Origin of the sequence: Planomonospora sp. ID82291, assembly GCF_015711645.1 — a bacterium.
In the GTDB taxonomy this organism is placed as follows: Bacteria; Actinomycetota; Actinomycetes; order Streptosporangiales; family Streptosporangiaceae; genus Planomonospora.
This window is the reverse complement of record NZ_JABTEX010000005.1, coordinates 138,273-161,428: the sequence shown is the minus strand read 5'-3', so window position 1 is coordinate 161,428 and position 23,156 is coordinate 138,273. Positions and strand designations below refer to the sequence as shown.

17 protein-coding genes are annotated in these 23,156 nt (G+C 73.2%); 10 read left to right on the top strand and 7 right to left on the bottom strand.

The genetic code is table 11. The features are described from left to right. Positions 1–289: 289 nt before the first annotated feature. Positions 290–1,354: a hypothetical protein gene (locus HS045_RS28625; protein WP_196454631.1), complete on the bottom strand. Its 1,065-nt coding sequence runs from the start codon at positions 1,352–1,354 to the stop codon at positions 290–292. 147 nt (positions 1,355–1,501) lie between these two features. On the opposite strand from HS045_RS28625, the gene HS045_RS28620 reads away from it, so the two are divergent. The 3 genes from HS045_RS28620 (at position 1,502) to HS045_RS28610 (ending at position 6,753) form a co-directional block, all read left to right on the top strand. Then, positions 1,502–2,425, top strand: a complete 924-nt coding sequence (locus HS045_RS28620; protein WP_196454630.1) for an LLM class F420-dependent oxidoreductase — start codon at positions 1,502–1,504, stop codon at positions 2,423–2,425. A 63-nt stretch (positions 2,426–2,488) separates the two neighbouring features. After that, on the top strand, positions 2,489–4,066 hold the full coding sequence (locus tag HS045_RS28615) for a 3' terminal RNA ribose 2'-O-methyltransferase Hen1 (protein WP_196454629.1): 1,578 nt from the start codon (positions 2,489–2,491) through the stop codon (positions 4,064–4,066). Next, on the top strand, positions 4,063–6,753 hold the full coding sequence (locus tag HS045_RS28610; RefSeq protein WP_196454628.1) for a polynucleotide kinase-phosphatase: 2,691 nt from the start codon (positions 4,063–4,065) through the stop codon (positions 6,751–6,753). The genes HS045_RS28615 and HS045_RS28610 overlap by 4 nt, the downstream gene beginning before the upstream one ends. A gap of 57 nt (positions 6,754–6,810) precedes the next feature. On the opposite strand, the gene HS045_RS28605 is transcribed toward HS045_RS28610, so the two are convergent. The 5 genes from HS045_RS28605 to HS045_RS28585 form a co-directional block, all read right to left on the bottom strand. Further along, positions 6,811–7,218 carry a hypothetical protein gene (locus HS045_RS28605; RefSeq protein WP_196454627.1) on the bottom strand — a complete coding sequence of 136 codons (408 nt, stop codon included), beginning with the start codon at positions 7,216–7,218 and terminating at the stop codon, positions 6,811–6,813. Continuing rightward, entirely contained in the window at positions 7,215–8,615 is a 1,401-nt protein-coding gene (locus HS045_RS28600; protein WP_196454626.1) for a hypothetical protein, read from the bottom strand. The genes HS045_RS28605 and HS045_RS28600 overlap by 4 nt, the downstream gene beginning before the upstream one ends. A gap of 56 nt (positions 8,616–8,671) precedes the next feature. Further along, on the bottom strand, positions 8,672–9,730 hold the full coding sequence (locus HS045_RS28595; protein ID WP_307827772.1) for a hypothetical protein: 1,059 nt from the start codon (positions 9,728–9,730) through the stop codon (positions 8,672–8,674). Positions 9,731–9,910: 180 nt separating this feature from the next. Continuing rightward, on the bottom strand, positions 9,911–10,558 hold the full coding sequence (locus HS045_RS28590; protein ID WP_196454625.1) for a response regulator transcription factor: 648 nt from the start codon (positions 10,556–10,558) through the stop codon (positions 9,911–9,913). Further along, the gene (locus HS045_RS28585) at positions 10,549–12,237 is read right to left on the bottom strand and encodes a sensor histidine kinase (protein ID WP_230885058.1); all 1,689 of its coding nucleotides are present in this window, start codon (positions 12,235–12,237) and stop codon (positions 10,549–10,551) included. The genes HS045_RS28590 and HS045_RS28585 overlap by 10 nt, the downstream gene beginning before the upstream one ends. A 170-nt stretch (positions 12,238–12,407) precedes the next feature. Here HS045_RS28585 and HS045_RS28580 point away from each other — a divergent pair, with 170 nt between their 5' ends. After that, positions 12,408–13,835 carry a sugar porter family MFS transporter gene (locus tag HS045_RS28580; RefSeq protein WP_196454623.1) on the top strand — a complete coding sequence of 476 codons (1,428 nt, stop codon included), beginning with the start codon at positions 12,408–12,410 and terminating at the stop codon, positions 13,833–13,835. 30 nt (positions 13,836–13,865) lie between these two features. Beyond that, the gene (gene mug, locus HS045_RS28575) at positions 13,866–14,471 is read left to right on the top strand and encodes a G/U mismatch-specific DNA glycosylase (protein WP_196454622.1); all 606 of its coding nucleotides are present in this window, start codon (positions 13,866–13,868) and stop codon (positions 14,469–14,471) included. A gap of 94 nt (positions 14,472–14,565) precedes the next feature. On the opposite strand, the gene HS045_RS28570 is transcribed toward mug, so the two are convergent. Next, positions 14,566–15,342 carry a PadR family transcriptional regulator gene (locus HS045_RS28570; protein ID WP_196454621.1) on the bottom strand — a complete coding sequence of 259 codons (777 nt, stop codon included), beginning with the start codon at positions 15,340–15,342 and terminating at the stop codon, positions 14,566–14,568. A 463-nt stretch (positions 15,343–15,805) separates the two neighbouring features. Between HS045_RS28570 and HS045_RS28565 the strand changes: the two genes are divergently transcribed. From HS045_RS28565 to HS045_RS28545, 5 genes are all read left to right on the top strand, one after another. Then, complete coding sequence (locus HS045_RS28565; RefSeq protein ID WP_196454620.1) at positions 15,806–16,534, top strand: metal-dependent hydrolase; 729 nt, start codon at positions 15,806–15,808, stop codon at positions 16,532–16,534. A 201-nt stretch (positions 16,535–16,735) separates the two neighbouring features. Next, complete coding sequence (gene acnA, locus HS045_RS28560) at positions 16,736–19,504, top strand: aconitate hydratase AcnA (protein ID WP_196454619.1); 2,769 nt, start codon at positions 16,736–16,738, stop codon at positions 19,502–19,504. Positions 19,505–19,909: 405 nt separating this feature from the next. Further along, the gene (locus HS045_RS28555) at positions 19,910–21,034 is read left to right on the top strand and encodes a sugar ABC transporter substrate-binding protein (RefSeq protein ID WP_196454618.1); all 1,125 of its coding nucleotides are present in this window, start codon (positions 19,910–19,912) and stop codon (positions 21,032–21,034) included. A 70-nt stretch (positions 21,035–21,104) separates the two neighbouring features. Continuing rightward, the gene (locus tag HS045_RS28550; protein WP_196454617.1) at positions 21,105–21,869 is read left to right on the top strand and encodes an ATP-binding cassette domain-containing protein; all 765 of its coding nucleotides are present in this window, start codon (positions 21,105–21,107) and stop codon (positions 21,867–21,869) included. After that, positions 21,866–23,110, top strand: a complete 1,245-nt coding sequence (locus HS045_RS28545) for a sugar ABC transporter permease (RefSeq protein ID WP_196454616.1) — start codon at positions 21,866–21,868, stop codon at positions 23,108–23,110. Before HS045_RS28550 ends, HS045_RS28545 begins: the two co-directional genes overlap by 4 nt. Positions 23,111–23,156: the final 46 nt, after the last annotated feature.

The window sequence follows — 23,156 nt, the reverse complement described above, 5'->3', positions numbered from 1 at the left end:
CATCCCGTAAAACGCATTCCATGCTTCCCGGCCGTCCCATGCGTCACCGGCGCATCACGGGTTGCGGGCGGGCGGGCGCCGTGGGCGTCGGGTGTACGGGCGTCACGGGGTGTGCGGGTGTACGGGCGCCGTGGGGTGTGTGTGCGGGGGGCCGGAAGTCCGGCGGGGAGGGCCGTCCGGCGGGGAGGGCCGTCCGGCGGGGAGGGCCGTCCGGCGGGGAGGCGGGATCGGAGGGCGGGATGGTCGATCGGAGCGAGGGGCGGCCGGGCCGGCGGGCGGGGCGGCCGGGTCAGAGAGCGGGGGCGGCCAGCAGCCGGGCGACCTCGGGGGCGGGCGCGGCACCCCGGGTGGAGATCCAGGCCAGGCCGTGGCGGGCGGCGAAGCCGGCGAGCTTGCGGGCGTCGGCGGGTGACAGGTCCGACGGGTCCGCCAGGACGGGCGTGAGCGCGATGCGCCTCCAGGCCGAGCGTTCGCCTAGGGCCTGCGCGATCTGCGGCTGGGCGGCCCGCACCGCGGCGGCGACGGGGCGCAGGCGGCTGCGCCCCGTCGCCGCGGGGCGCAGCGGCACCATGAGGTTGACCGCGGTGATCCGGGCCCCCGCCTCGCGGGTGGTGCGGAGCATCAGCCGGTCCTGCGGAGACAGGCCCTTGCCGGTCAGCGGGAGGGTGAAGCTCACCGCGAGCGGACGGCCCCGGCCGGTCGTCTCGCGCTGGAGCGCCGAGATCGCCGCGGCGCGGCGCCGTACGGCCTCCCGGTCGGCGGAGTCGCGGACCTCGAAGTCCAGGTGGGCGGCGTCGAAGGCGCCCACGACCTGGCGGTAGGCGGCGGTCAGGCGGTCGGGCAGCAGGCAGGCCGAGGCGAGCTCCCGCCCGGCGGAGCCGCCGAAGGCCAGACCGGCGTCGCCCCCGGCCGTCCGCAGGCGGCCCAGCCGGCCGGCGACCGGGTCGACCCCCTGATCCTGCCGCCCGCCCCAGCGGGGGGTGCAGCCGTCCTGCCCGGCGGTGAGGTGGCCGAGCATGAACCAGCGCGCACCGCTCTGCCGGGCGGCGCGGGGCAGGTGGAAGAGGGGATCGTGGACCGCGTCGACGAACGTCACGAAACCGGACGGACCGGCTGCGGGGGAGGAGGTCGCCGGTGCGACCGTCCGGCCGGAGGCGGTACGGGCGGCGGGCGGCGGGGCCGCCGCCCGGGCCCGCGCGGGCAGGCCCCGCTCACCCGTCTCGGTGGGCAGCAGCCAGAGCGCGGCGCCGGTCACGGTGGCGAGCGCCCCGGAGGCGAGCACGATGAGGGCGCGGGGCGGGGTGCCCGGTTCCCGGGCGTGGCGGGCGGCGGAGCGGTCTGTCGCCACGGACATGGGATCCACCCTCTCGACGACACCGGGTGATCGCTCAGGGTATCCGGGCGAACACCTACAGCATTCGGGGTTCGAACGTTAGCAAGGGGGCGTGCCGCGGCGCGAGCTTTCGGCGGATGACGGGCGGGGCGGCCGGATAATGGATCCATGAAGTTGAGGATCTTCACTGAACCGCAGCAGGGCGCCACCTACGACGAGCTGCTGGTGGTCGCGCGGACCTCGGAGCGGCTGGGGTTCGACGCCTTCTTCCGCTCCGACCACTACCTGCGGATCGGGGCGGGCGACCCCGGCCCCGGATCCACCGACGCCTGGGTGACCCTCGCGGGCCTGGCGAGGGAGACCTCCACCATCAGGCTCGGCACGCTGGTCAGCCCGGCGACCTTCCGGCTGCCCGGGCCGCTGGCGATCAGCGTGGCCCAGGTCGACCGGATGAGCGGCGGCCGGATCGAGCTGGGCATGGGCACCGGCTGGTTCGACGCCGAGCACGCCGCGTACGGCATCCCGTTCCCGCCGGTCGGCGAGCGCTTCGCCCGGTTCGAGGAGCAGCTGGAGATCCTCACCGGCCTGTGGACCACGCCCGCGGGCGAGACGTTCTCCTTCGAGGGCGCCCACTACCGGCTCGCCGACTCGCCCGCCCTGCCCAAGCCCGTGCAGCGCCCGAGGCCGCCGGTCATCATCGGCGGGTTCGGCGCCCGGCGCACCCCGCGGCTGGCCGCGCGCTTCGCCGACGAGTACAACGTGCCGTTCCGCACGCCGCAGGACACCGCCGCGGCCTTCGGACGGGTCCGCGAGGCGTGCGAGGAGGCGGGCCGCCCCCCGGTCGTGCTCTCGGCCGCGCAGACCGTCTGCGTGGGGACCGACGAGGCGGAGCTCGCCCGCCGGGCCGCGGCGATCGGCCAGGACCTCGCCGCGCTGCGGGCCGGAGGGCTGGCGGGCACGCCCGCGGAGGTGGTCGAGAAGATCGGCGGGTTCGCCGAGCTGGGCGCCGAGCGCGTCTACCTTCAGCTGCTGGACCTCGACGACCTGGAGCACCTGGAGCTCATCGCCGCCGAGGTGCTGCGGCAGATCTGACCGCGGCCCGCGGGGCCGTTAACCGATGGCCCGGCGAATCGGACATACGGCAGACTGTCCCGGGTGCTGCTCACCATCTCCACGACCGTACGGCCCGCCACCGACCTCGGCTTCCTGCTGCACAAGCATCCGGACCGGGTCCAGGAGTTCGGCCGGTCGTACGGCACGGCCCGCGTCTTCTACCCGGAAGCGAGTGAGGAGCGCTGCACCGCGGCGCTGATGCTCGACGTCGACCCGGTCCGCCTGGTGCGCTCGCGCGGCCGGTCCACGCCCGACCACACGCTGGGCCAGTACGTCAACGACCGGCCCTACGCCGCGTCGTCGCTGCTGGCCGGGGCGCTGGCGGACGTCTTCCGCACCGCGCGCACCGGACGCTGCGCGAGCCGCCCCGACCTCGCGGCCGGGCCCATCCCCCTGGAGATCACGCTTCCCGCCCTGCCCTGCCGGGGCGGCCCCGAGCTGGCGCACCGCCTGTTCGAGCCGCTGGGCTGGGAGGTCGGGGCGCGGGCCGTACCGCTGGACGAGGGCTTCCCCGCGTGGGGGGACTCCCGCTACGTGCGGCTCTCGCTGCGCGGCGAGGTCCGGCTGGCCGACGCGCTCAACCAGCTCTATGTGCTGCTGCCCGTCCTGGACGACGCCAAGCACTACTGGATCGCCTCCGACGAGGTGGACAAGCTCATCCGCGCCGGGGAGTCCTGGCTGGCCGCCCACCCGGAGAGGAGCCTGATCACCCGCCGCTACCTCGGCCGCCGCTGGGCCCTGACCCGGACGGCCTTCGCCCGCCTGGCCGAGCTCGGCGACGACGTGGAGGAGGAGCTGGAGCCCCCCGTGGAGGAGGAGCCCGCCGCGCTCGCGGCCCCGGAGGACCCGGACGCCGCCTCCGCGGAGGCCCTGCCGGTGGAGGACGTGGAGGCCCTGCCCGTGGAGACCCGGAAGACCTTGGAGACCGCGGAGACCGCCGTGCCGGTGGAGGGCGTGCCCGCGGAGCGCGGGAACGGGACGGAGGACGGCGCCGGGACGGAGGACGGGCCCAGGAGGCCGCTGAACGTCCTGCGCCGCGAGGCCGTGCTCGCCGTACTGGGCGAGCTGGGCGCGCGCACGGTCATCGACCTGGGCTGCGGGACCGGCCGGCTGGTCGGGGCGCTGCTGGACGACCCGTCGTTCACCAAGGTCGCCGGGGCGGACGTGTCCTCCCAGGCGCTCGCCGTCGCCGCCCGCAGGCTGCGGCTCGACCGCATGCCCGACCGGCGGCGGGAGCGGCTGGAGCTGTTCCAGGGCGCGCTGACCTACACCGACGACCGGTTCGCCGGCTATGACGCCGCCGTCCTCATGGAGGTCGTCGAGCACGTCGACCCGCCGCGCCTGGCCGCCCTCGAACGGGTGGTCTTCGGCGCCGCCCGGCCCGGCCACGTGATCGTGACGACGCCCAACGCCGAGTACAACGTCCGCTACGCGTTCCTGACGGGCATGCGCCACCCCGACCACCGCTTCGAGTGGACCCGGGCCGAGTTCGCCGCCTGGGCGGAGCGGGTCTGCGCCGAGTACCGCTGCACCGTCGCGTTCCGGCCCGTCGGGGACGACGACCCCGAGGTCGGCCCGCCCACGCAGCTGGCCGTCTTCACCCTGGGAGGGACGGAATGACCGAGGAGAGCGCCGTTCTCGCGAGCGGAGAGGGACCGGCGGACGAGGCCGCCGGGCAGGAGGGGAGGGGCGGGGTGAGCAGGATCATCGTGCCGGAGATGTCGCTGGTCGTGCTCGTCGGGGTCTCCGGGAGCGGGAAGTCGACCTTCGCGCGCCGGCACTTCGCGCCGACCCAGGTCGTCTCCTCCGACTTCTGCCGCGGGCTGGTGGCCGACGACGAGAACGACCAGTCGGCCACGCCGGACGCCTTCGACGTGCTCCACTACATCGTGCGCACCCGGCTGCGCCGCGGCCTGCTGACGGTCGTGGACGCCACCAACGTGCAGTGGGAGGCCCGCAAGCGGCTCGTCGACCTGGCCAAGGCGGAGAACGTCCTGGTCGACGCGATCGTCCTGGACGTGCCCGAGGAGGTCGCGATCGGGCGCAACGAGACCCGGCCCGACCGCGACTTCGGGCCGCAGGTGGTCCGGCGGCAGCGCAAGGACCTGCGGCGCTCGATGGGGAAGATCTCCCGCGACGGCTTCCGCCGCGTGCACGTGCTGCGCGGCGTCGAGGAGATCGAGGCCGCCGAGGTCGTCACGGAGCGGGCGTGGACCGACCGGCGCGAGCTGACCGGGCCGTTCGACGTCATCGGCGACGTGCACGGCTGCCGCGCCGAGCTGGAGGCGCTCCTGCGCGAGCTGGGCTGGGAGGTCGCAGCGGACGGCGCGCGCCACCCCGAGGGCCGCACCGCGGTGTTCGTCGGCGACCTGGTGGACCGCGGTCCCGACACGCCGGGCGTGCTGCGCCTCGTCATGGGCATGGTCGCCGCCGGGACCGCGCTGTGCGTGTCGGGCAACCACGAGCAGAAGCTCGCCCGCGCGCTGAACGGACGCAAGGTGCGGGTCGCGCACGGGCTGCAGGAGTCGCTGTACCAGCTCGCCGCCGAGCCCGAGGAGTTCCGGAAGGCCGCGCTGGAGTTCATGGACGGCCTGATCAGCCACTACCAGCTCGACGGCGGCCGGCTCGTCGTCGCGCACGCCGGGCTGAAGGAGGCCTACCACGGCCGCGCCTCCGGCCGGGTGCGCTCCTTCGCGCTGTACGGCGACACCACCGGAGAGACCGACGAGTACGGCCTGCCGGTCCGCTACCCCTGGGCGCGGGAGTACCGCGGCCGGGCCATGGTCGTCTACGGGCACACGCCGGTCACCGAGCCCGAGTGGGTCAACAACACCATCTGCCTGGACACCGGCGTGGTCTTCGGCGGGCGGCTGACCGCGCTGCGCTACCCGAGCCGGGAGATCGTCTCGGTGCCCGCCGAGAAGGTCTGGTACGAGCCCGCCCGGCCGCCGGCCGCCCCCGGCCGCGAGGCGGGCCGGCGGGACCCGGGTCTGCTGGCCATCGACGACGTGCGCGGCACCCGGCACGTCGAGGTGCGCCACGGCGGCGGCCGGATCAAGGTGAGGGAGGAGAACTCCGCCGCCGCGCTGGAGATCATGAGCCGGTTCGCGGTGGACCCGCGCTGGCTGGTCTACCTGCCGCCGACGATGGCCCCGCCGGAGACCTCCCGGCTGGACGGCTACCTGGAGCACCCGGCGGAGGCGTTCGCCGAGCTCGCGGCGGCCGGGGTGAGGCGGGTGGTGTGCGAGGAGAAGCACATGGGCTCGCGGGCGGTGGCCGTACTGGCCAGGACGCCCGAGGTCGCGGCGGCGCGCTTCGGCGTCGCGGACGGCAGCTCGGGCGCGGTGCACACCCGCACCGGCCGGCCGTTCTTCGCCGACCCCGCGGTCGCCGGGGAACTGGTGGACCGGCTCCGGCGGGCGTGCGCGCCGCTCATGGACGAGCTGGGCTCGGACTGGCTGGTCCTGGACGGCGAGCTGCTGCCGTGGTCGGCCAAGGCCGAGGGGCTGATCCGCAGCCAGTACGCGTCGGTGGGAGCCGCGGCCCGCACCGCGCTGCCGGAGGCGGTCGCGGCGCTGGAGGCCGCGGCCGGGCGCGGCCTGGACGTCGGCGGGGTGCTGGAGCGCACCCGGCGGCGGATGGAGAACGCCGCCCGGTTCAGGGACGCCTACGCGCGCTACTGCTGGCCGGTCTCGGGTCTGGACGGCATCCGGCTGGCCCCGTTCCAGATCCTGGCCTGCGAGGGCCGGGCGACCGCCGTCACCGAGCCGCACCCGTGGCACCTGGATCTGCTGTCGCGGCTGGACGACCCGCTGATCGCGCCCACCCGGCACGTCTACGCCGACCTGGACTCGCCGGAGTCGACGGAGGCGGCGACCGCATGGTGGTCGGCGCTGACGGCCGAGGGCGGCGAGGGAATGGTGGTCAAGCCGGTCACCGTGCCCGGCGGGACGCCGGACCGGGCCGCCGGAACCGGGACGGAGACCGGGACCGGGACGGCGGCGGAGCCGGGGACAGGGCCGGGGACGCCGCGGCGGGAGCAGGCGCGGCCGGGCCGGATCCAGCCGGGGATCAAGGTGCGCGGGCGGGAGTACCTGCGGATCATCTACGGCCCCGACTACACCGAGAGCCTGGACGTGCTGCGCCACCGGTTCCTCGGCCGCAAGCGCTCCCTGGCGCTGCGCGAGCACGCGCTCGGACTGGAGGCCCTGTCCCGGCTGGTCGAGGGCGAGCCGCTGTGGCGGATCCACGAGGCGGTCTTCGCCGTCCTCGCGCTGGAGTCCGAGCCGGTGGACCCCCGGCTCTGAGACGCGTTCCGGGCCCGGCCGGGGCCGGAGCCGGGGACCGGGGATCCGCAAGGGCTCTCAGGTCCCCGGCTCCGCGAGCGATCCGGTGATCAGCGCCTTGGCCGTGAGCACCTCCTCGCCCGGAGGACCGGTCAGGCGGATCACGAGCTCCCAGACGCCGGCCATGGAGAAGAGCCCGCCCTCGGCCAGGAAGCGGCCGGGCTCCGGCTCCCGCGCGACGACCTCCGGGGTGGCGTGCCCCATCTCGGGCATCACGGCCGACAGCACGACGGTGTCCGCGTCGCCCGCGTCCAGCACCACCTCGACCGCCCCCTTGCCGGCCACCGGTTCGCCGATCAGCACGGTCACGGCGTAGTGCGTCCCGGTGACGGTCAGCCGGAGGGGCCCGTCGCCGCCCCGGCCGAGGACGAAGAACGCCGCGGCGGCCACCACCAGGCAGACGGCGGCGACGAGGGCGCGCCTCACGGCGTCGTCTCCGATGCCGCGACGTCGACGGTGAACGGCACGGTGACGATCCGGTCGCCGGTGGCGTACTGCGCCCAGGCGAGGTAGCGCCCCGCGGCGGGGAAGCCGAAGGTGAAGCGGAGCCGGCCGCCGCGCGCCGATCCCATCTCGTGCACGTGGCCCAGGAAGGCGCCGTCGCGGCTCCGCACGATCAGATGGCCCGCCATGCCGAGCCAGGGGCGGACGGCGCCCGAGGTCTCGACCTCGATCGTCGCGGGACGCCCCGCGACGGGTACGGCGGGCTCCATCCGCGGCGGGCCCGGCCGGCCGGCGGACCCGGTGGGGGCGGGTTCTGCGGAGGCGGTTGCGGAGGAGGCCTCGGCTGGGAAGGGCTCGGTGGCCGCGGACTCGGCGGGGGAGGGCTCGGCGGGAGAGGGCTCACCGCCGACGGTGAACTCGCCGGTGACGAGCTGCCCGCCGGAGTCCTGACGCTCCAGCTCGGCGTAGGCCAGATGGCGGCCCGGCCGCTGGGCCCGCATCCGGACCTCCAGCCGCCCGGGAGCCGTCCGCAGCGGGTGCACGTGGTGGAAGGCCCGCCCGTCCTCGCTGGTGACCACCAGGTGGGCCAGTGCCTCGTGATGCACGGCCAGGTCGTCCACCGGCAGGCCGGTGGACCCGTCGACGAGGTCGATCCGCAGGGTGAACTCCTCTCCCGCCGCCGGGCGGGCGGGCACCGTCGCCACCCGCCCCTGCGCGAACGGGCGCCCCCGCGCCCCGGTCTCGGCCGTGGGAGCGGCGCCGTCCGGCGGGCGCGGCGGCAGCCAGGGGTCGAGCACGACGAACGTGACGGCGACCGTCAGGCCCGCCGCGGCGCCGCCGGCCAGCAGCATCGCCGCCCTCGGCCGGGACGGCGCCCCGGTGAGCAGGCCGCCCACCACCAGCAGCCCCGCCGTGAACAGCCCCCCGTAGATCAGCGCCTCCCAGGCCGACGCGCGCTCCACCAGGACGCGGAACGGCACCACGGCGACCTCGTCCCCGGCGCGCAGCCGGAGTTCGTGGGGGCCGGCGCGTTCCACCCGCAGCGGCGTGTACCGGGGCTCCGGCCCCGCGTGCGCCGTACCGGTCACCGTACGGCCGTCGGCGACCGAGCGGAGCTCCAGGCCGACGGGCGGACCGGTGACCGGCTGGTAGGCGACGACGCCGATCCGCAGCTCGCCCGGCACCCGCTCCACCCCCTCGACCACCACGGTGAGCTCGGTGCCGGCGATCGTCTGGGCCACCCGCAGGTCCGCCCCGGCCGCCACCACGTGGGCCTCGGCCGGAACGGGGAGCGCCGCGACCAGGACGGCGGCCAGGCAGGCGGCCCACACCGGGAGCAGGCGCGCCGCGCGGACCCGTCTCGGGGACGGACGCGCCACGCGGGGCGGCGCCGGGAGCAGGCGCGCCGGGCGGGCCCGCGCCGGGTCCCGCCGCATCACGCCCGGCGCGCTTCGGGCAGGAACAGCACCCCGAGCGCCAGGCCGATCAGCCCGGCCACGGTCGGCGCACCGGTCCACAGCTCGGGTACGGCGGGCAGCCCGCCGCCCGCCGCCGAGGCGACCGCGATGAACAGCGACCAGGTCGCCAGGGCCGACAGCCCGGCGAACGCCCAGTAGGCGGCCCGCCGCTCCGCCGACGGGCGCAGCCACCGGATCAGCAGGTCGCTCGCGAGCCCGGCGGCGACGAAGGAGAGCAGGACCGGCAGGTTCTCGAACGCCGTCTGCGCCCCCGGCATCAGCACGCCCACCAGGTACAGCACGGTCACGCTGCCGAAGGGCAGGTGCCACCGGCGGACCAGCAGCAGCACGGGGGCGAGCAGCACGACGTCGGTGATGACGATCGAGGCCGCCAGATCACTCGCGCCCCCGCCGTCCGTGGTGGAGAACGCATCCACGACGTGGGCCGCGCCGTACTGCATGGCGTTGCCGTACGAGACGAACAGCGAGACCAGGGTGGTCGCGAACGCCAGGCCGAGCAGCGCGGGCAGCAGCCGCCCGAGCGAGGGGCTCTCGCCCACGTCGGGGGCGCGCCAGGCGGAGCGCAGCGGCGTGGTGATGATGAGCGACATCGTCGCGATCAGTCCCAGGTGGGAGGGGCTGAACAGGATGTCGATGTCCGTCTCGATACCGAGGAACGTGTGCCACATCATGTCGGCGAAGCCGAAGGCGGCGAACGCGGGCACCGCGACGAGGCCCGCCAGGTACCCCATCGGCACGGCCGCCAGCCCCTGCCGGCCGGTCCTGGTGCCGCGCCACACCTGCCAGGCGATCCAGCCGGAGACCGCGGCGAACCCGGAGTAGAACACCGCGTGCCAGGGGGTGAAGAACGTCTCGAGCTCCGCCAGGTTGCTGTGCGCCCAGGCGTCGATCATCAGGCCGACGCCGAACCAGACGCCCAGCAAGGCCGTGACCATGTCCGTCCGGGGGCTCACCCATTCCCGCGGCTCCCCCGAGTCCGCCAGCAACCGCCGTACACCGACACCAACCACAGCCACCGTCGGGCTCCCTTCGTCCGATGGCATTCTGCTCTCCGGACCTGGGCCCGGGAAGCCGGGCAGCCCCCCTCCCGCCGGTGCGGTTAACCGCACCCGGGCCGGGCTCGGGCGCAGGCGTTCAGGCGTTCAGGCGCAGGCGTTCAGGCGTTCAGGCGTTCAGGCGTTCAGGCGTTCGGGAGTTCAGGCGTTCAGGTAGCGGAGCACGGCCAGCACCCGGCGGTGGTCGTGCGGGCCGGCCTCCAGCCCGAGCTTGCCGAAGATGTTCGTGCAGTGCTTCTCCACCGTGCGCTCGGCGATGGCCAGCCGCTCGGCGATGGCCAGGTTCGTCCGGCCCTCCGCCATCAGGTGGAGCACGTCCCGCTCGCGCCCGGTGAGCTGGATCAGCGGGTCGTCGGGCTGCCGGTGCCGGCTCACCAGCTGCTCGACCACCACGGGGTCCAGCGCGGATCCGCCGGAACCCACCCGGCGGATCGCCGCGGCGAACTCGGCCAGGTCCGACACCCGGTCCTTGAGCAGGTAGCCGACGCCCTCGACGCCGCCGCCGAGCAGCTCGACGGCGTAGCTCACCCGCACGTACTGCGAGAGCACGAGCACGCCGATCTCCGGGTGCCGCCGGCGCAGGGTGCGTGCCGCCCGCAGCCCTTCGTCGGTGTGCGTGGGCGGCAGGCGGATGTCGAGGACGGCGACGTCGGGGCGGTCCTCGCCGACCAGGGCCAGCAGCGTCTCCGCGTCGTCCACGGCCGCCGCCACCTGGAAGCCCGCCTCGGTCAGCAGCCGGACCATGCCCTCCCGGAAGAGGGCGGAGTCCTCGCAGATCGCTACGCGCACGGCATCGTCACCCGCAGCACCGTTCCTCCGTCCTTCCGGCTGTCGAGCCGGAGCCGGCCGCCGTTGGCCTCGGCGCGGTGGGCGAGCCCCCGGAGCCCGGAGCCGCGCGCCGGATCGGCGCCCCCGCGGCCGTCGTCGCCGATCTCGACCTCGAGGCGGTCCTCGCTGCGGGCCAGCCGCACCCACGCGCGGTTCGCCCGCGCGTGCTTCGTCACGTTGGCCAGCGCCTCGTTGACGATGTAGTACGCCGCGCTCTCGACCGCCGGGGGCAGCGGCTCCACCGCGTCGATCACGCATTCGACGGGGACCGGGGCGACGGCGGCGAGCTCCTTCACCGCTCCCGGCAGCCCGCGTTCGGTGAGCACCGGCGGATGGATCCCGTGGCTGACGGCGCGCAGGTCGTCGAGCGCGGCCAGTACGGAGGCCTTGGCCTCGCCGATCAGCGCGTCCCTGCGGTCGGGGCGGGCGGTGGCCTCGGCGAGCCCGAGCGTCATCGCCACCGACAGCAGCCGCTGCTGCACGCCGTCGTGCAGGTCGCGCTCGATCCTGCGGCGTTCGGCCTCGCCCCACCGGAGCATCCGGGCCCGCGAGGCCGCGAGCTGCCGCAGCCGCGCCTTCAGATCGGCGGTGAGCCGCTCGTTCTCCAGCGCGAGCGAGGCGGCCGCGCACGCCGCCTCGACGAGCAGCGGCTGCTCCAGCAGCGCGGCGTCGTGCAGGAGGACGGCGAGCCGCGCTCCGCCCCGGTCCACCCGGGTCATCACCCGGCCGCTCTCCTTCGGCGGGAGGTCGACGGGACCGCCCTCGGTGTCGACGTACCGGTCCTGGTCGGCCGTCCAGTAGCCGACCCGCAGCGTGGGATCGTGGAGCACCGCGGCGAGCGCGTTCTCCAGGCCGTCCGGCTGCTTTCTGCTCCTGAGCCGCACCACGAGGTCCGCCACCCGGCCGTGGTCGATCCTGCGCCGGATCAGGCTGCCGAGATAGGCGAGCGGAACCGTGATGAACGCCCCGAACATGGTGTAGACGAACAACGGCTGCATCCCCCAGCCCCACCCGGCCGCCACGTGGTCGGCCACGAACGCGACCGTGGCGACCAGCGAGGCGGCCACCACCGGCGTGACCGCGTGCCGCTGGGCGACGCTTCCCTCGCGCCACCGCAGCACGGACAGGCCCACCACCGCAGCGCCCGTGACGACGACCGTCTGCCAGCGGATCCCGTCGACGAGGGGAGGCAGGGAGCGGAGCGGCTCCGGCAGGTCCGCGCGGGCGGCCGCGGCCGCCCCCGGGAGCACCACCGACTCGGCGTAGGCGGCGCCGACGAGGATCCTGGACGGCAGACCGTCGAGCCGGCCGGTGGGATAGGCCAGGAACAGGTGGCAGGCCAGGCCCGCCCACAGTCCGCAGGCGCCCAGCCAGACCACCAACGGCGGCGGCGCCGCGGTGCCGATCAGGAACTGCTGGGGGAGCCACGCGATGCCGACGGCGGCCATGAGGGGGCCGACCCGGTTGCGCGGATGGAGCCGCCAGGCGGTGATCCCCGTGCCGAGGAACGACACCCCCACCACGACCCCGAGCGTCCACAGCGGCCCGCGGTGCCCCTCGGGCAGCGCCACCAGGAACAGCCAGGCCGCCACCGCCGAAGCGGTGATCGCGGCGGTGGCGATCCGCGGTCGGACGGTCATCCTCACCCCCGGGGGGATTCTACGGTCGATCACCCCGATCCGGGCGGGTCCGGTGGGCTCCGCCAGAGCCGCGCCCGCGGATCCGGCATCCCGGATAACCGCCATTTCAGGGCGATAGAGATTAAACGGTGACATATGGGTTAAATCTCCCCTTGAGGGAAGAGACCATCATGGTCGGTACCACGTCCTCCGGGCCCGCGGGATCTCCGGATACGCGCAGAGAACACCTGGGACACGTCGTCTTCATCACCGCGGCGGCGGCGATCGGCGGCTTCCTCTTCGGCTACGACAGCGCGGTGATCAACGGCGCCGTCACCGGGATCCAGCGCCACTTCGAGGTGGGCGCGGTGGTGACCGGCTTCGTGGTGGCGATCGCGCTGCTCGGCTCGGCGGTGGGCGCCTGGATCGCCGGAGGGCTGGCCGACCGCTGGGGGCGCACCCGGACCATGCAACTGGCCGCGGTCCTGTTCGCCGTGAGCTCGGTCGGACAGGCCCTGCCGTTCGGGATCTGGGACCTGGCGTTCTGGCGGGTGCTGGCCGGCGCGGGGATCGGGATGGCGTCGGTGCTCGGCCCCGCCTACATCGCGGAGGTCGCGCCGCCCGCCTACCGGGGGCGGCTGGGCTCCTTCCAGCAGCTCGCCATCGTGCTGGGCATCGCGGTCTCCCAGCTCGTCAACTACGCCATCGCGCAGACGGCCGGGGGCGACGTCAACAACGAGCTGCTCGGCGTCCAGGCCTGGCAGTGGATGCTCGGCGCCTGCCTGGTCCCGGCCCTGCTGTACCTGTTCTTCGCCTCGGTCATCCCCGAGTCGCCGCGGTTCCTCGTCGCGGCGGGCCGCAGCCCCCAGGCCCGCAGGGTGCTGGCGGAGGTCGAGGCCGAGGGCGTCGACCTGGACGCCCGGGTGGCCGAGATCGAGCGGTCGCTGCACCTGGAGCACCGGCCCCGCCTGCGCGACCTGCGGGGCTCGGCATTCGGCCTGCTGCCGATCGTCTGGATCGGCATCACGCTCTCGGTGTTCCAGCAGTTCGTCGGCATCAATGTGATCTTCTACTACTCGTCGGCGCTCTGGCAGTCGGTCGGCGTCGACCAGAGCGACTCGCTGCTGATCAGCTTCTCCACCTCGATCATCAACATCGTCGGCACGTTCGTCGCCATCGCGCTGGTCGACCGGATCGGCCGCCGGCCGCTGCTGATGATCGGCTCGCTGGGCATGGCGGTCGCCCTCGCCACGGCGGCGTGGGCGTTCAGCGCGGGCGTGCCGGCGGGCGAGAGCGTGACCCTGCCGGAGCTGCAGGGCACCGTGGCCCTGGTCGCCGCGCACCTCTTCGTACTGTTCTTCGCGCTGTCGTGGGGCGTGGTCGTCTGGGTGCTGCTCGGCGAGATGTTCCCCGACCGGATCAGGGCCGCCGCGCTCTCGGTGGCCGCCGCCGCGCAGTGGGTGGCCAACTGGCTGATCACCGTCTCGTTCCCGTCCCTGTCGGAGTGGAGCCTGGCCGGGGCGTACGTCGGCTACGCGGTCTTCGCCGTGCTCTCCCTGGTCTTCGTGCTGGCGAAGGTACGGGAGACCAAGGGGCGCAAGCTGGAGGAGATGGGTTAGGCGGCCGGGGGAGCGGTCAGGTACACGTCCATGTCCCCTGACACGCCTTCCGGCACGCCTCCCGAGAACGCCTCTCCCGGAAACCGGCCCCCCACGAGGGCCGAGCTCGACGCCGCGCGGGACCGGACGATCGAGGACGTGCTCGGTCCCTCGCCGGACGTGCTGTTCTGCGGGATCAACCCGGGCCTCTACTCCGCCGCCACCGGTCACCACTTCGCCCGCCCGGGCAACCGCTTCTGGCCGGCGCTGCACCGCTCAGGATTCACCCCCCGGCTGCTGTCGCCGGCCGAGCAGGACCTGCTCCCGTCCTACGGGATGGGCATCACCAACGTGGTGGCCCGCGCGACCGCGCAGGCGGCCGAGCTGTCTGCCGAGGAGTTCCGCGAGGGCGGTCGGCGGCTGGAGCGCCTGGTCGCCGAGGTCCGGCCGAGGGTGCTGGCGGTGGCGGGGGTGACCGCCTACCGGACGGCGTTCGGGCGGCCCGCGGCGGCGGTCGGGCCGCAGGAGGAGCGGGTCGGCGGCGCGGTGGTCTGGGTGCTGCCCAATCCCAGCGGCCTGAACGCGCATTGGACGCTGGACCGGATCGCGGGGGAGTTGCGGCGGCTCAGGGAGTCCCTGGGGCGCCCGCCGCTGTAGGGGCCGCCCCGAAGACGGGCCGGTGCGCCGGGACGGGCCCGTCGCCGGAACGGAGCGGAGGCCGCCCCGGGAGCGCCTCCGCAGGTCATCGGCGTCACTCCTCGGCCGGGTCGCCGTCGGCGAGGATCCGGTAGAGCCTGCGGCGGGTCTCGATCAGCTGCTGCCGGGCCTGGCGGATCTGGGCCTCGGTCCCGGTCTGCAGGATCTGCATCATGGCGAACCCCGACTGGCGGGCGAGGTCGATCAGTTCCCAGGTGCCCTCGTCGACGTCGGGCGTCATCTCCTCCCAGGGCGCGCGCACCTCGTCGGAGTGCTCGGCGATGTAGGACAGGCCGGCCTCGGTGAGCCGGAAGGTCTTGCGGCCGTCGTTCTCCTCGGACAGGACCAGGCCCTCGTCGGTGAGCTGCTGGAGCGCCGGGTAGACCGCTCCCGGACTGGGCTTCCAGCCGCCCTGGCTGCGCTGGGCGATCTCCTGGATGATCTGGTAGCCGTTGCGGGGCTCCTCGGAGAGCAGCGCGAGGATCGCCGCGCGGACGTCGCCCCGCTTGGCCTTGCGCCCGCGGCCGAACGGCGGGCGGCCGCCGAACGGGCCGCCGCGCCCGGGACCGCCCATGGGGCCCCGGCTCCAGTCCCAGGGGAACCCCCCGCCGCCGAACGGGCCCCCGCCCCGGTGGCCGCGGTGCCGCTGCTCGTGCGGCCCGCCCTCGTAGGGGCCGTCCTCGTAGGAGCCGGGACGGCCGCGCCGCGGCCCGGACCCGTGCCGGCTCTCGGCCATGGCGCGCCAGGCCACCCGGGCGGCGCGCCTCATCTGGCGGCGGATCTCCCGGGGGTCGGTTCCGGGCCACCCGTCCATCGCGTGTGCGGACGTCATCTCGTCCTCCTCTTCCGGCGATCGCTTCTTGATCGCTCTCGACTATTCAAAGATATATCGAGAACGTTCGTACGACAACCCCGAAGACCGGCGAACCGCCCTCCGCGGGGTGGTCACTCAGAGGAATGCTCTGGTCACTCAACGAAAAAGTGAGATAGATCACGGGATTCTCGCCGGATTTCGGAACAAGCACCGAGACCTAGGCGTTACAAATGACATAGACGGGATTCGTTCCGTGCCGGAAGGGCTGGGGGGTGCTTTCGGTGCGGAACGGTCCCGTCTGCCGTCTCCGTGCTCCCTCCGCCGCCGCGCCCGCCGCCGCGCCCGCCGCCGCGTCGTCCCGTGACCCTTCCCCGCGCCGCTTCCCCGCCGTGATCCCTCCGGCGACAATGGAGCCGTCCGCCGTTCCGGGCGGCCATGCCGTACGCTCACCAGGTGTGATCTTGATGGTGGTGGTCAAGCGATGATGGGGCACACGCACGCGCTGACGGGGGCGATCGCCTGGCTGGGCGTCGCGCCGCCGCTGGCCGCGCTGCCGCTGCTCACCGAGTCCTCCCGGTTCGTCGAGACCGGGGTCATGGTGAACGCGCTGACCCCGGCCGAGTTCGTCGCCGGAGCGCTGGTCTGCGCCGGGGCCGCGATGCTGCCGGACCTGGACCATCCCAGCGCGACGATCGCGCAGACCTTCGGCCCGGTCACCTGGGCGCTGAGCAAGGGGGTCAACTGGCTGGCCGGCGGGCACCGCAACGCCACCCACTCGCTGCTGTTCGCGGCCGCGGCCGGATTCGGCGCCCACTACCTGGCCAACACCCATCCCATCGGCCGCGACGTCCTGGTCGTGCTCCTGATCGGCCTGGCCCTGCGCGCCATCGGGATCGGGGTGCCGGGCAAGAAGGTCGCCTCGGCGGCGGTGAACATCGCGCTGACGGCGGGGCTGTTCCTGGTGTTCCGCTCCGACAACGTGGGCTACGCCTGGCTCGGGGTGGCGGTCGCGATCGGCTGCCTGGTGCACGTGGTGGGCGACTGCTGCACCGAGAAGGGCTGCCCGGTGCTGTGGCCGATGAAGCAGCGCTGGCTGCTGCCGTGGAAGATCGGCATCAAGACGGGGCGCGCCTTCGAGCAGAAGTTCCTCGCCCCGGTGCTCTCCGTCGTCGTTCTGGGGCTCGTCTACTGGCGCTTCCTGCTGGTGTGATCATACCGATGAGTAACTTGATGTCGAGATATCTCCGGGGATATCTTGATGTCGAGACATCCGCTGCAACCCATCGGTGACATGCGGGTTAGGCATACCTAACCGACAGGGGCACTCGCGTGGTGCGGCAGGATTCAGTTGCGCCTTTGAGCTACGGGGCGCCAGACGACCCAGACGACCTGGTGATGAGGGAGGCGAATCGTGTCCGCGAACAGCTTCGGCAGCCGTGACACGCTCCGCGTCGGTGACGCGGCATACGAGATCTACCGGCTGGACGCCGTCGAGGGGTCGGCGCGCCTCCCGTACAGCCTGAAGATCCTGATGGAGAACCTGCTCCGCACCGAGGACGGCGCCAACATCACGGCCGACCACATCCGCGCGCTGGGGCAGTGGGACCCGTCCGCCGCCCCGAGCGTGGAGATCCAGTTCACCCCGGCCCGCGTGATCATGCAGGACTTCACCGGCGTGCCCTGCGTCGTGGACCTGGCGACCATGCGCGAGGCCGTCCGCGACCTCGGCGGCGACCCGGCCCGGATCAACCCGCTGGCCCCGGCCGAGATGGTCATCGACCACTCGGTCATCGTCGACTTCTTCGGCGGGCCCGACTCCTTCCGGCGCAACGTCGAGCGGGAGTACGAGCGCAACCGCGAGCGCTACCAGTTCCTGCGCTGGGGCCAGACGGCGTTCGACGAGTTCAAGGTCGTCCCGCCCGGCACCGGCATCGTGCACCAGGTCAACATCGAGCACCTGGCCCGCGTGGTGATGATCCGCGACGGCAAGGCATACCCGGACACCTGCGTCGGCACCGACTCCCACACCACGATGGAGAACGGCATCGGCGTCCTGGGCTGGGGCGTCGGCGGCATCGAGGCCGAGGCCGCCATGCTCGGCCAGCCGATCTCCATGCTGATCCCGCGCGTGGTCGGCTTCAAGCTGACCGGCAAGCTCCCGGCCGGCGCCACCGCCACCGACCTGGTGCTCACCATCACCGAGATGCTGCGCAAGCACGGCGTCGTCGGCAAGTTCGTCGAGTTCTACGGCGAGGGCGTCTCCAGCGTGCCGCTGGCCAACCGCGCCACCATCGGCAACATGAGCCCCGAGTTCGGCTCGACCTGCGCGATCTTCCCGATCGACGGTGAGACGGTCACCTACCTGAGGCTCACCGGCCGCTCCGAGGAGCAGGTCGCACTGGTCGAGGCCTACGCCAAGGCCCAGGGCCTGTGGCTCGACCCGTCGGCGGACGAGCCCGTCTTCTCCGAGTACATCGAGCTGGACCTGGCCACCGTCGTGCCGTCGATCGCCGGCCCGAAGCGCCCGCAGGACCGCATCGCGCTGTCGGATGCCAAGCGGGCCTGGCGCGCCGCCGTCGTGGACTACGCCCCGAGCGTCCAGGGCCCGGCCGACGAGGCGTCCGACGAGTCGTTCCCCGCCTCCGACTCCCCGGCGATCGCGCACGACGGCGACGGCGACAAGCCGCACGCCGCCGACCTGGCCGGCCGCCGCCCGCACCGGCGCATCCCGGTCACGCTGGCCGACGGCACGAGCTTCGAGATCGACCACGGCGTGGTGACCATCGCGGCCATCACCAGCTGCACCAACACCTCCAACCCCTACGTCATGATGGGCGCGGCGCTGCTGGCCAAGAAGGCGGTCGAGAAGGGCCTGACCCGCAAGCCGTGGGTCAAGACCTCCCTGGCCCCCGGCTCGCAGGTCGTCACCGGCTACTTCGAGCGCTCCGGGCTGCAGCCGTACCTCGACAAGATCGGCTTCAACCTGGTCGGCTACGGCTGCACCACCTGCATCGGCAACTCCGGCCCGCTGGACGAGGAGATCTCGGCCGCGATCCAGGAGAACGACCTCGCGGTCACCGCGGTGCTGTCCGGCAACCGCAACTTCGAGGGCCGGATCAACCCCGACGTCAAGATGAACTACCTGGCCTCGCCGCCGCTGGTCGTCGCCTACGCCCTCGCGGGCACCATGGACATCGACCTGGACAACGAGCCGCTCGGCGAGGGCGCCGACGGCCCGGTCTACCTGAAGGACATCTGGCCGTCGCCGGAGGAGGTCGCGGCGGTCGTCGCCTCCTCCATCGACCAGGAGATGTTCCTGCGCGACTACGCCGACGTGTTCAAGGGCGACGAGACCTGGCAGTCGCTGCCGATCCCGACCGGCAACACCTTCGAGTGGGACCCGGCCTCGACCTACGTGCGCAAGGCCCCCTACTTCGACGGCATGCCGGCCGCGCCGGAGCCCGTCACCGACATCTCCGGCGCCCGGGTGCTCGCCAAGCTCGGCGACTCGGTCACCACCGACCACATCTCCCCGGCCGGCTCCATCAAGCCCGGCACCCCCGCCGCGGAGTACCTGCGGGCCAACGGCGTCGAGGTCAAGGACTTCAACTCCTACGGCTCCCGGCGCGGCAACCACGAGGTGATGATCCGCGGCACCTTCGCCAACATCCGGCTGAAGAACCTGCTGCTCGACGGGGTGGAGGGCGGCTACACCCGCGACTTCACCGTCGACGGCGCCCCGCAGAGCTTCATCTACGACGCCTCCGCCAACTACCAGGCTGCGGGCATCCCGCTCGTCGTCCTGGCCGGCAAGGAGTACGGCTCCGGCTCCTCGCGCGACTGGGCGGCCAAGGGCACCGCGCTGCTGGGCGTGCGCGCCGTCATCGCCGAGTCCTACGAGCGCATCCACCGCTCCAACCTGATCGGCATGGGCGTGCTGCCGCTGCAGTTCCCCGAGGGCGAGACGGCCGACTCCCTCGGCCTGACCGGCCGGGAGACCTTCGACATCACCGGGGTCGAGGAGCTGAACGCCGGCGGCGTGCCGCGCACGGTGACCGTCCGGGCGGACGGCAGGGAGTTCCAGGCGGTCGTGCGCATCGACACGCCGGGAGAGGCCGACTACTACCGCCACGGCGGCATCATGCAGTACGTCCTGCGCTCCCTGCTCGCCAAGAGCTGAGACAGGGGGACGGGGGCCCGCACGCGGGTCCCCGTCCGCATCGGGGGGGACACCCCGGACCAGAGCCGCCCGGCGGGCCACATCCCGCCGGGCGGCTCCGTCGTTTCCGGGCGGCTCCGTCGTCTCCGCCGCTTCCGGGCGCGTCCGCCGCCCGGCGGCGCTCCGGGCGCCGCCCTCGTCGTACGGGGCAACCTGGGTTAATCCCACGTTTCTGGATTGTTACCGGCCACAACAAACTTTACCCAGACAAGGTCTGGTGTTCCAGGCCACACCGGAATACGTTGCCGCAAACAACATTCACCGGCACGGTGATCCGCGACCCGGAGAGCCGTGCGGGTGAGCTCGGCATGCCGCACCTCCTGACCCCCCATCTCTCGAAGTTCTCGAAGAAAGGACCCGTGCACCATGCGCAAGGGGATCCTCCGCCTGTCCGCCGCCGCCGCGGCGATGACCCTCGGTCTCACCGCCTGCGGGGGCGAGGGCGGCGACACCACCGCTCAGAGCGGCACCGCCGCCTCCGGCGCCGCGAGCCAGCCGGCCGCCGCCGGCAAGGTCGGCGTCATCCTGCCGGACAGCAAGTCCTCCGCCCGCTGGGAGACCGCGGACCGCAAGTACCTGGAGGAGGCGTTCAAGGCCGCGGGTGTCGCCTACGACATCCAGAACGCCCAGGGCGACAAGAACCAGTTCCAGACCATCGCCGACCAGATGATCACCAACGGCGCCACCGTCCTGATGATCGTCAACCTGGACAGCGGCACCGGCAAGGCCGTGCTCGACAAGGCCAAGGCCCAGGGCGTGGCCACGATCGACTACGACCGCCTGACGCTGAACGGCGGCGCCTCCTACTACGTCAGCTTCGACAACACCAAGGTCGGCACCCTGCAGGGCGAGGGCCTGGTGAAGTGCCTGACCGACAAGAAGGCCGACAAGCCGATCGTCGCCGAGCTCAACGGCTCGCCGACCGACAACAACGCCACGCTGTTCAAGAACGGCTACGACGGCGTGCTCCAGCCCAAGTACGACTCGGGCGAGTACGTCAAGGGCCCGGACCAGTCGGTCCCGGACTGGGACAACGCCCAGGCCGGCACGATCTTCGAGCAGATGCTGACCGAGCAGCCGAAGATCGCCGGTGTGCTCGCCGCGAACGACGGCCTCGGCAACGCCGCGATCACCGTGCTGAAGAAGAACAAGCTCAACGGCAAGGTCCCGGTCACCGGCCAGGACGCCACCGTCCAGGGCCTGCAGAACATCCTCGCCGGCGACCAGTGCATGACGGTCTACAAGGCGATCAAGAAGGAGGCGGACGCGGCGGCGGAGCTCGCGATCGGCCTGGCCAAGGGCGAGAAGCCGGCGGCGACCGGCACGGTCAAGGACACCGAGAGCGGCGCCGAGGTGCCCGCCGTCCTGCTCGACCCGCAGGCGATCTTCTTCGACAACGTCAAGGACGTCGTGACCGACGGCTTCGTCACCAAGGACGAGCTGTGCACCGGTGAGTTCGCCGCCAAGTGCACCGAGGCCGGAATCCAGTAACGCGCCGAGGGCGCGGCCGGCCGGTCCCGGCGGGACCGGCCGGCCGCGCTCCGCATCCGAGGAGCACCGTATGACCCCCGTACTGGAACTCCGCGGGATCGACAAGAGCTTCGGTCCCGTCCAGGTCCTGCACGACGTCGCCTTCTCCGTCCACCCCGGGGAGGTGACGGCGCTGGTCGGCGACAACGGCGCCGGCAAGTCCACGCTCGTCAAGTGCGTCGGCGGCATCCACCCCATCGACTCCGGCGAGTACCTCTTCGAGGGCAGGCCCGTCCAGGTCGGGTCTCCGCGTGAGGCCGCCGCCCTGGGCATCGAGATCGTCTACCAGGACCTCGCCCTCTGCGACAACCTGGACATCGTCCAGAACATGTTCCTCGGCCGCGAGCACAAACGCGGCATCGTCCTCGACGAGGACACCATGGAGGAGATGGCGGCCAGGACGCTGGAGGGCCTGTCGGTCCGGACCGTCAAGTCCATCCGGCAGCACGTCTCCAGCCTCTCCGGCGGCCAGCGGCAGACCGTCGCCATCGCCAAGGCGGTGCTCTGGAACAGCAAGATCGTCATCCTCGACGAGCCCACGGCCGCCCTCGGCGTCGCGCAGACCGCGCAGGTGCTGGAACTGGTCCGCCGCCTGGCCGACCAGGGCCTGGCCGTCGTGCTCATCTCGCACAACATGAACGACGTGTTCGCGGTGTCCGACCGGATCGCCGCGCTCTACCTCGGCCGGATGGCGGCGCAGGTGAAGACCTCCGACGTCACCCACGCGCAGGTCGTCGAACTGATCACCTCTGGCCGGAGCGGGGACCTCGGCCTCACCAACGGAGTTCCGGCATGACCGCCACCCTCACGCCCGCCCCGGTCGAGGGCCCCTCGATCGCCGCCAACGCCCGCGGCTACGTCGAGCGGGTCCGCGGCGGCGACATGGGCGCGCTGCCCGCCGTGTTCGGGCTGGTCGTGCTCTGCGCGGTCTTCGCGTTCCTGCGGCCCTCGTTCCTGACCTCGGGCAACTTCGCCAACCTGTTCACCCAGGGCGCCGCGGTGACCGTGATCGCCATGGGCCTGGTCTTCGTGCTGCTGCTCGGCGAGATCGACCTGTCGGCGGGCTTCGCCAGCGGGGTCTGCGCCGCGGTGCTCGCGATCCTGCTCACCGAGCAGGGGATGCCCTGGTACGTCGCGGTGGGCGCGGCCATCCTCACCGGAACGGTGATCGGCGGCGTCATCGGCACGCTGGTGGCCAAGCTCGGCATCCCGTCCTTCGTGGTGACGCTCGCCGCCTTCCTCGGCTTCCAGGGCCTGGTGCTGCTGCTGGTCAAGGGCGGCACCAACATCTCCATCCGGGACGAGACGATCCTGGCCATCTCCAACAAGTACCTGCCGCCCGTGCTGGGCTGGGCGCTGCTGGTCGTCGGGGTCGCCGCGTACGCGGGGCTGCAGCTGCTGCGCGCGCGCAAGCGGGCCGGGCGCGGCCTGACCGCCGACCCGATCTCGCTGATCGCGGTCCGGGTCGGGGCGCTGGCCGTCCTCGGCGGCCTCGCCGTCCACTTCCTCAACCTGGAGCGCAGCCGCAACGCCGCGGTCGTCTCGCTCAAGGGCGTGCCGGTGGTCGTCCCGATCATCGTGGTGCTCCTGCTGGTCCTCACGTTCGTGCTGCGCCGCACCTCCTTCGGGCGGCACCTGTACGCGGTCGGCGGCAGCGCCGAGGCCGCGCGCCGGGCCGGCATCAACGTGGACCGGATGAAGATCAGCGCGTTCATGATCTGCTCCACCATGGCGGCGCTCGGCGGCGTCATCGCGGCCTCCCGGGCCAGCTCGGTCGACCCCAACACCGGCGGCAGCAACGTGCTGCTGTACGCCGTGGGCGCGGCCGTCATCGGCGGGACCAGCCTGTTCGGCGGCAAGGGCCGGGTGCTGGACGCCATCCTGGGCGGCGCCGTGGTCGCGGTCATCGAGAACGGCATGGGCCTGATGGGCTACAGCTCCGGGGTGAAGTACATCGTCACCGGGTCGGTCCTGCTCCTGGCGGCGAGCGTGGACGCGTTCTCCCGCAAGCGCGCGGCGGCCACCGGCATGAGGTGACCCGGCACCGGTCTAAGGTGATCGATGATCCTGACCCACCGAAGGA

Excerpts from the sequence above, each read along its gene's own strand:
- HS045_RS28625 (WP_196454631.1), bottom strand. The coding sequence starts at position 1,354 with ATGTCCGTGGCGACAGACCGCTCCGCCGCCCGCCACGCCCGGGAACCG.
- HS045_RS28620 (WP_196454630.1), top strand. The coding sequence starts at position 1,502 with ATGAAGTTGAGGATCTTCACTGAACCGCAGCAGGGCGCCACCTACGAC.
- HS045_RS28610 (WP_196454628.1), top strand. The coding sequence starts at position 4,063 with ATGACCGAGGAGAGCGCCGTTCTCGCGAGCGGAGAGGGACCGGCGGAC.
- HS045_RS28585 (WP_230885058.1), bottom strand. The coding sequence starts at position 12,237 with ATGACCGTCCGACCGCGGATCGCCACCGCCGCGATCACCGCTTCGGCG.
- HS045_RS28580 (WP_196454623.1), top strand. The coding sequence starts at position 12,408 with ATGGTCGGTACCACGTCCTCCGGGCCCGCGGGATCTCCGGATACGCGC.
- mug (WP_196454622.1), top strand. The coding sequence starts at position 13,866 with ATGTCCCCTGACACGCCTTCCGGCACGCCTCCCGAGAACGCCTCTCCC.
- HS045_RS28570 (WP_196454621.1), bottom strand. The coding sequence starts at position 15,342 with ATGACGTCCGCACACGCGATGGACGGGTGGCCCGGAACCGACCCCCGG.
- HS045_RS28565 (WP_196454620.1), top strand. The coding sequence starts at position 15,806 with ATGATGGGGCACACGCACGCGCTGACGGGGGCGATCGCCTGGCTGGGC.
- HS045_RS28555 (WP_196454618.1), top strand. The coding sequence starts at position 19,910 with ATGCGCAAGGGGATCCTCCGCCTGTCCGCCGCCGCCGCGGCGATGACC.
- HS045_RS28550 (WP_196454617.1), top strand. The coding sequence starts at position 21,105 with ATGACCCCCGTACTGGAACTCCGCGGGATCGACAAGAGCTTCGGTCCC.
- HS045_RS28545 (WP_196454616.1), top strand. The coding sequence starts at position 21,866 with ATGACCGCCACCCTCACGCCCGCCCCGGTCGAGGGCCCCTCGATCGCC.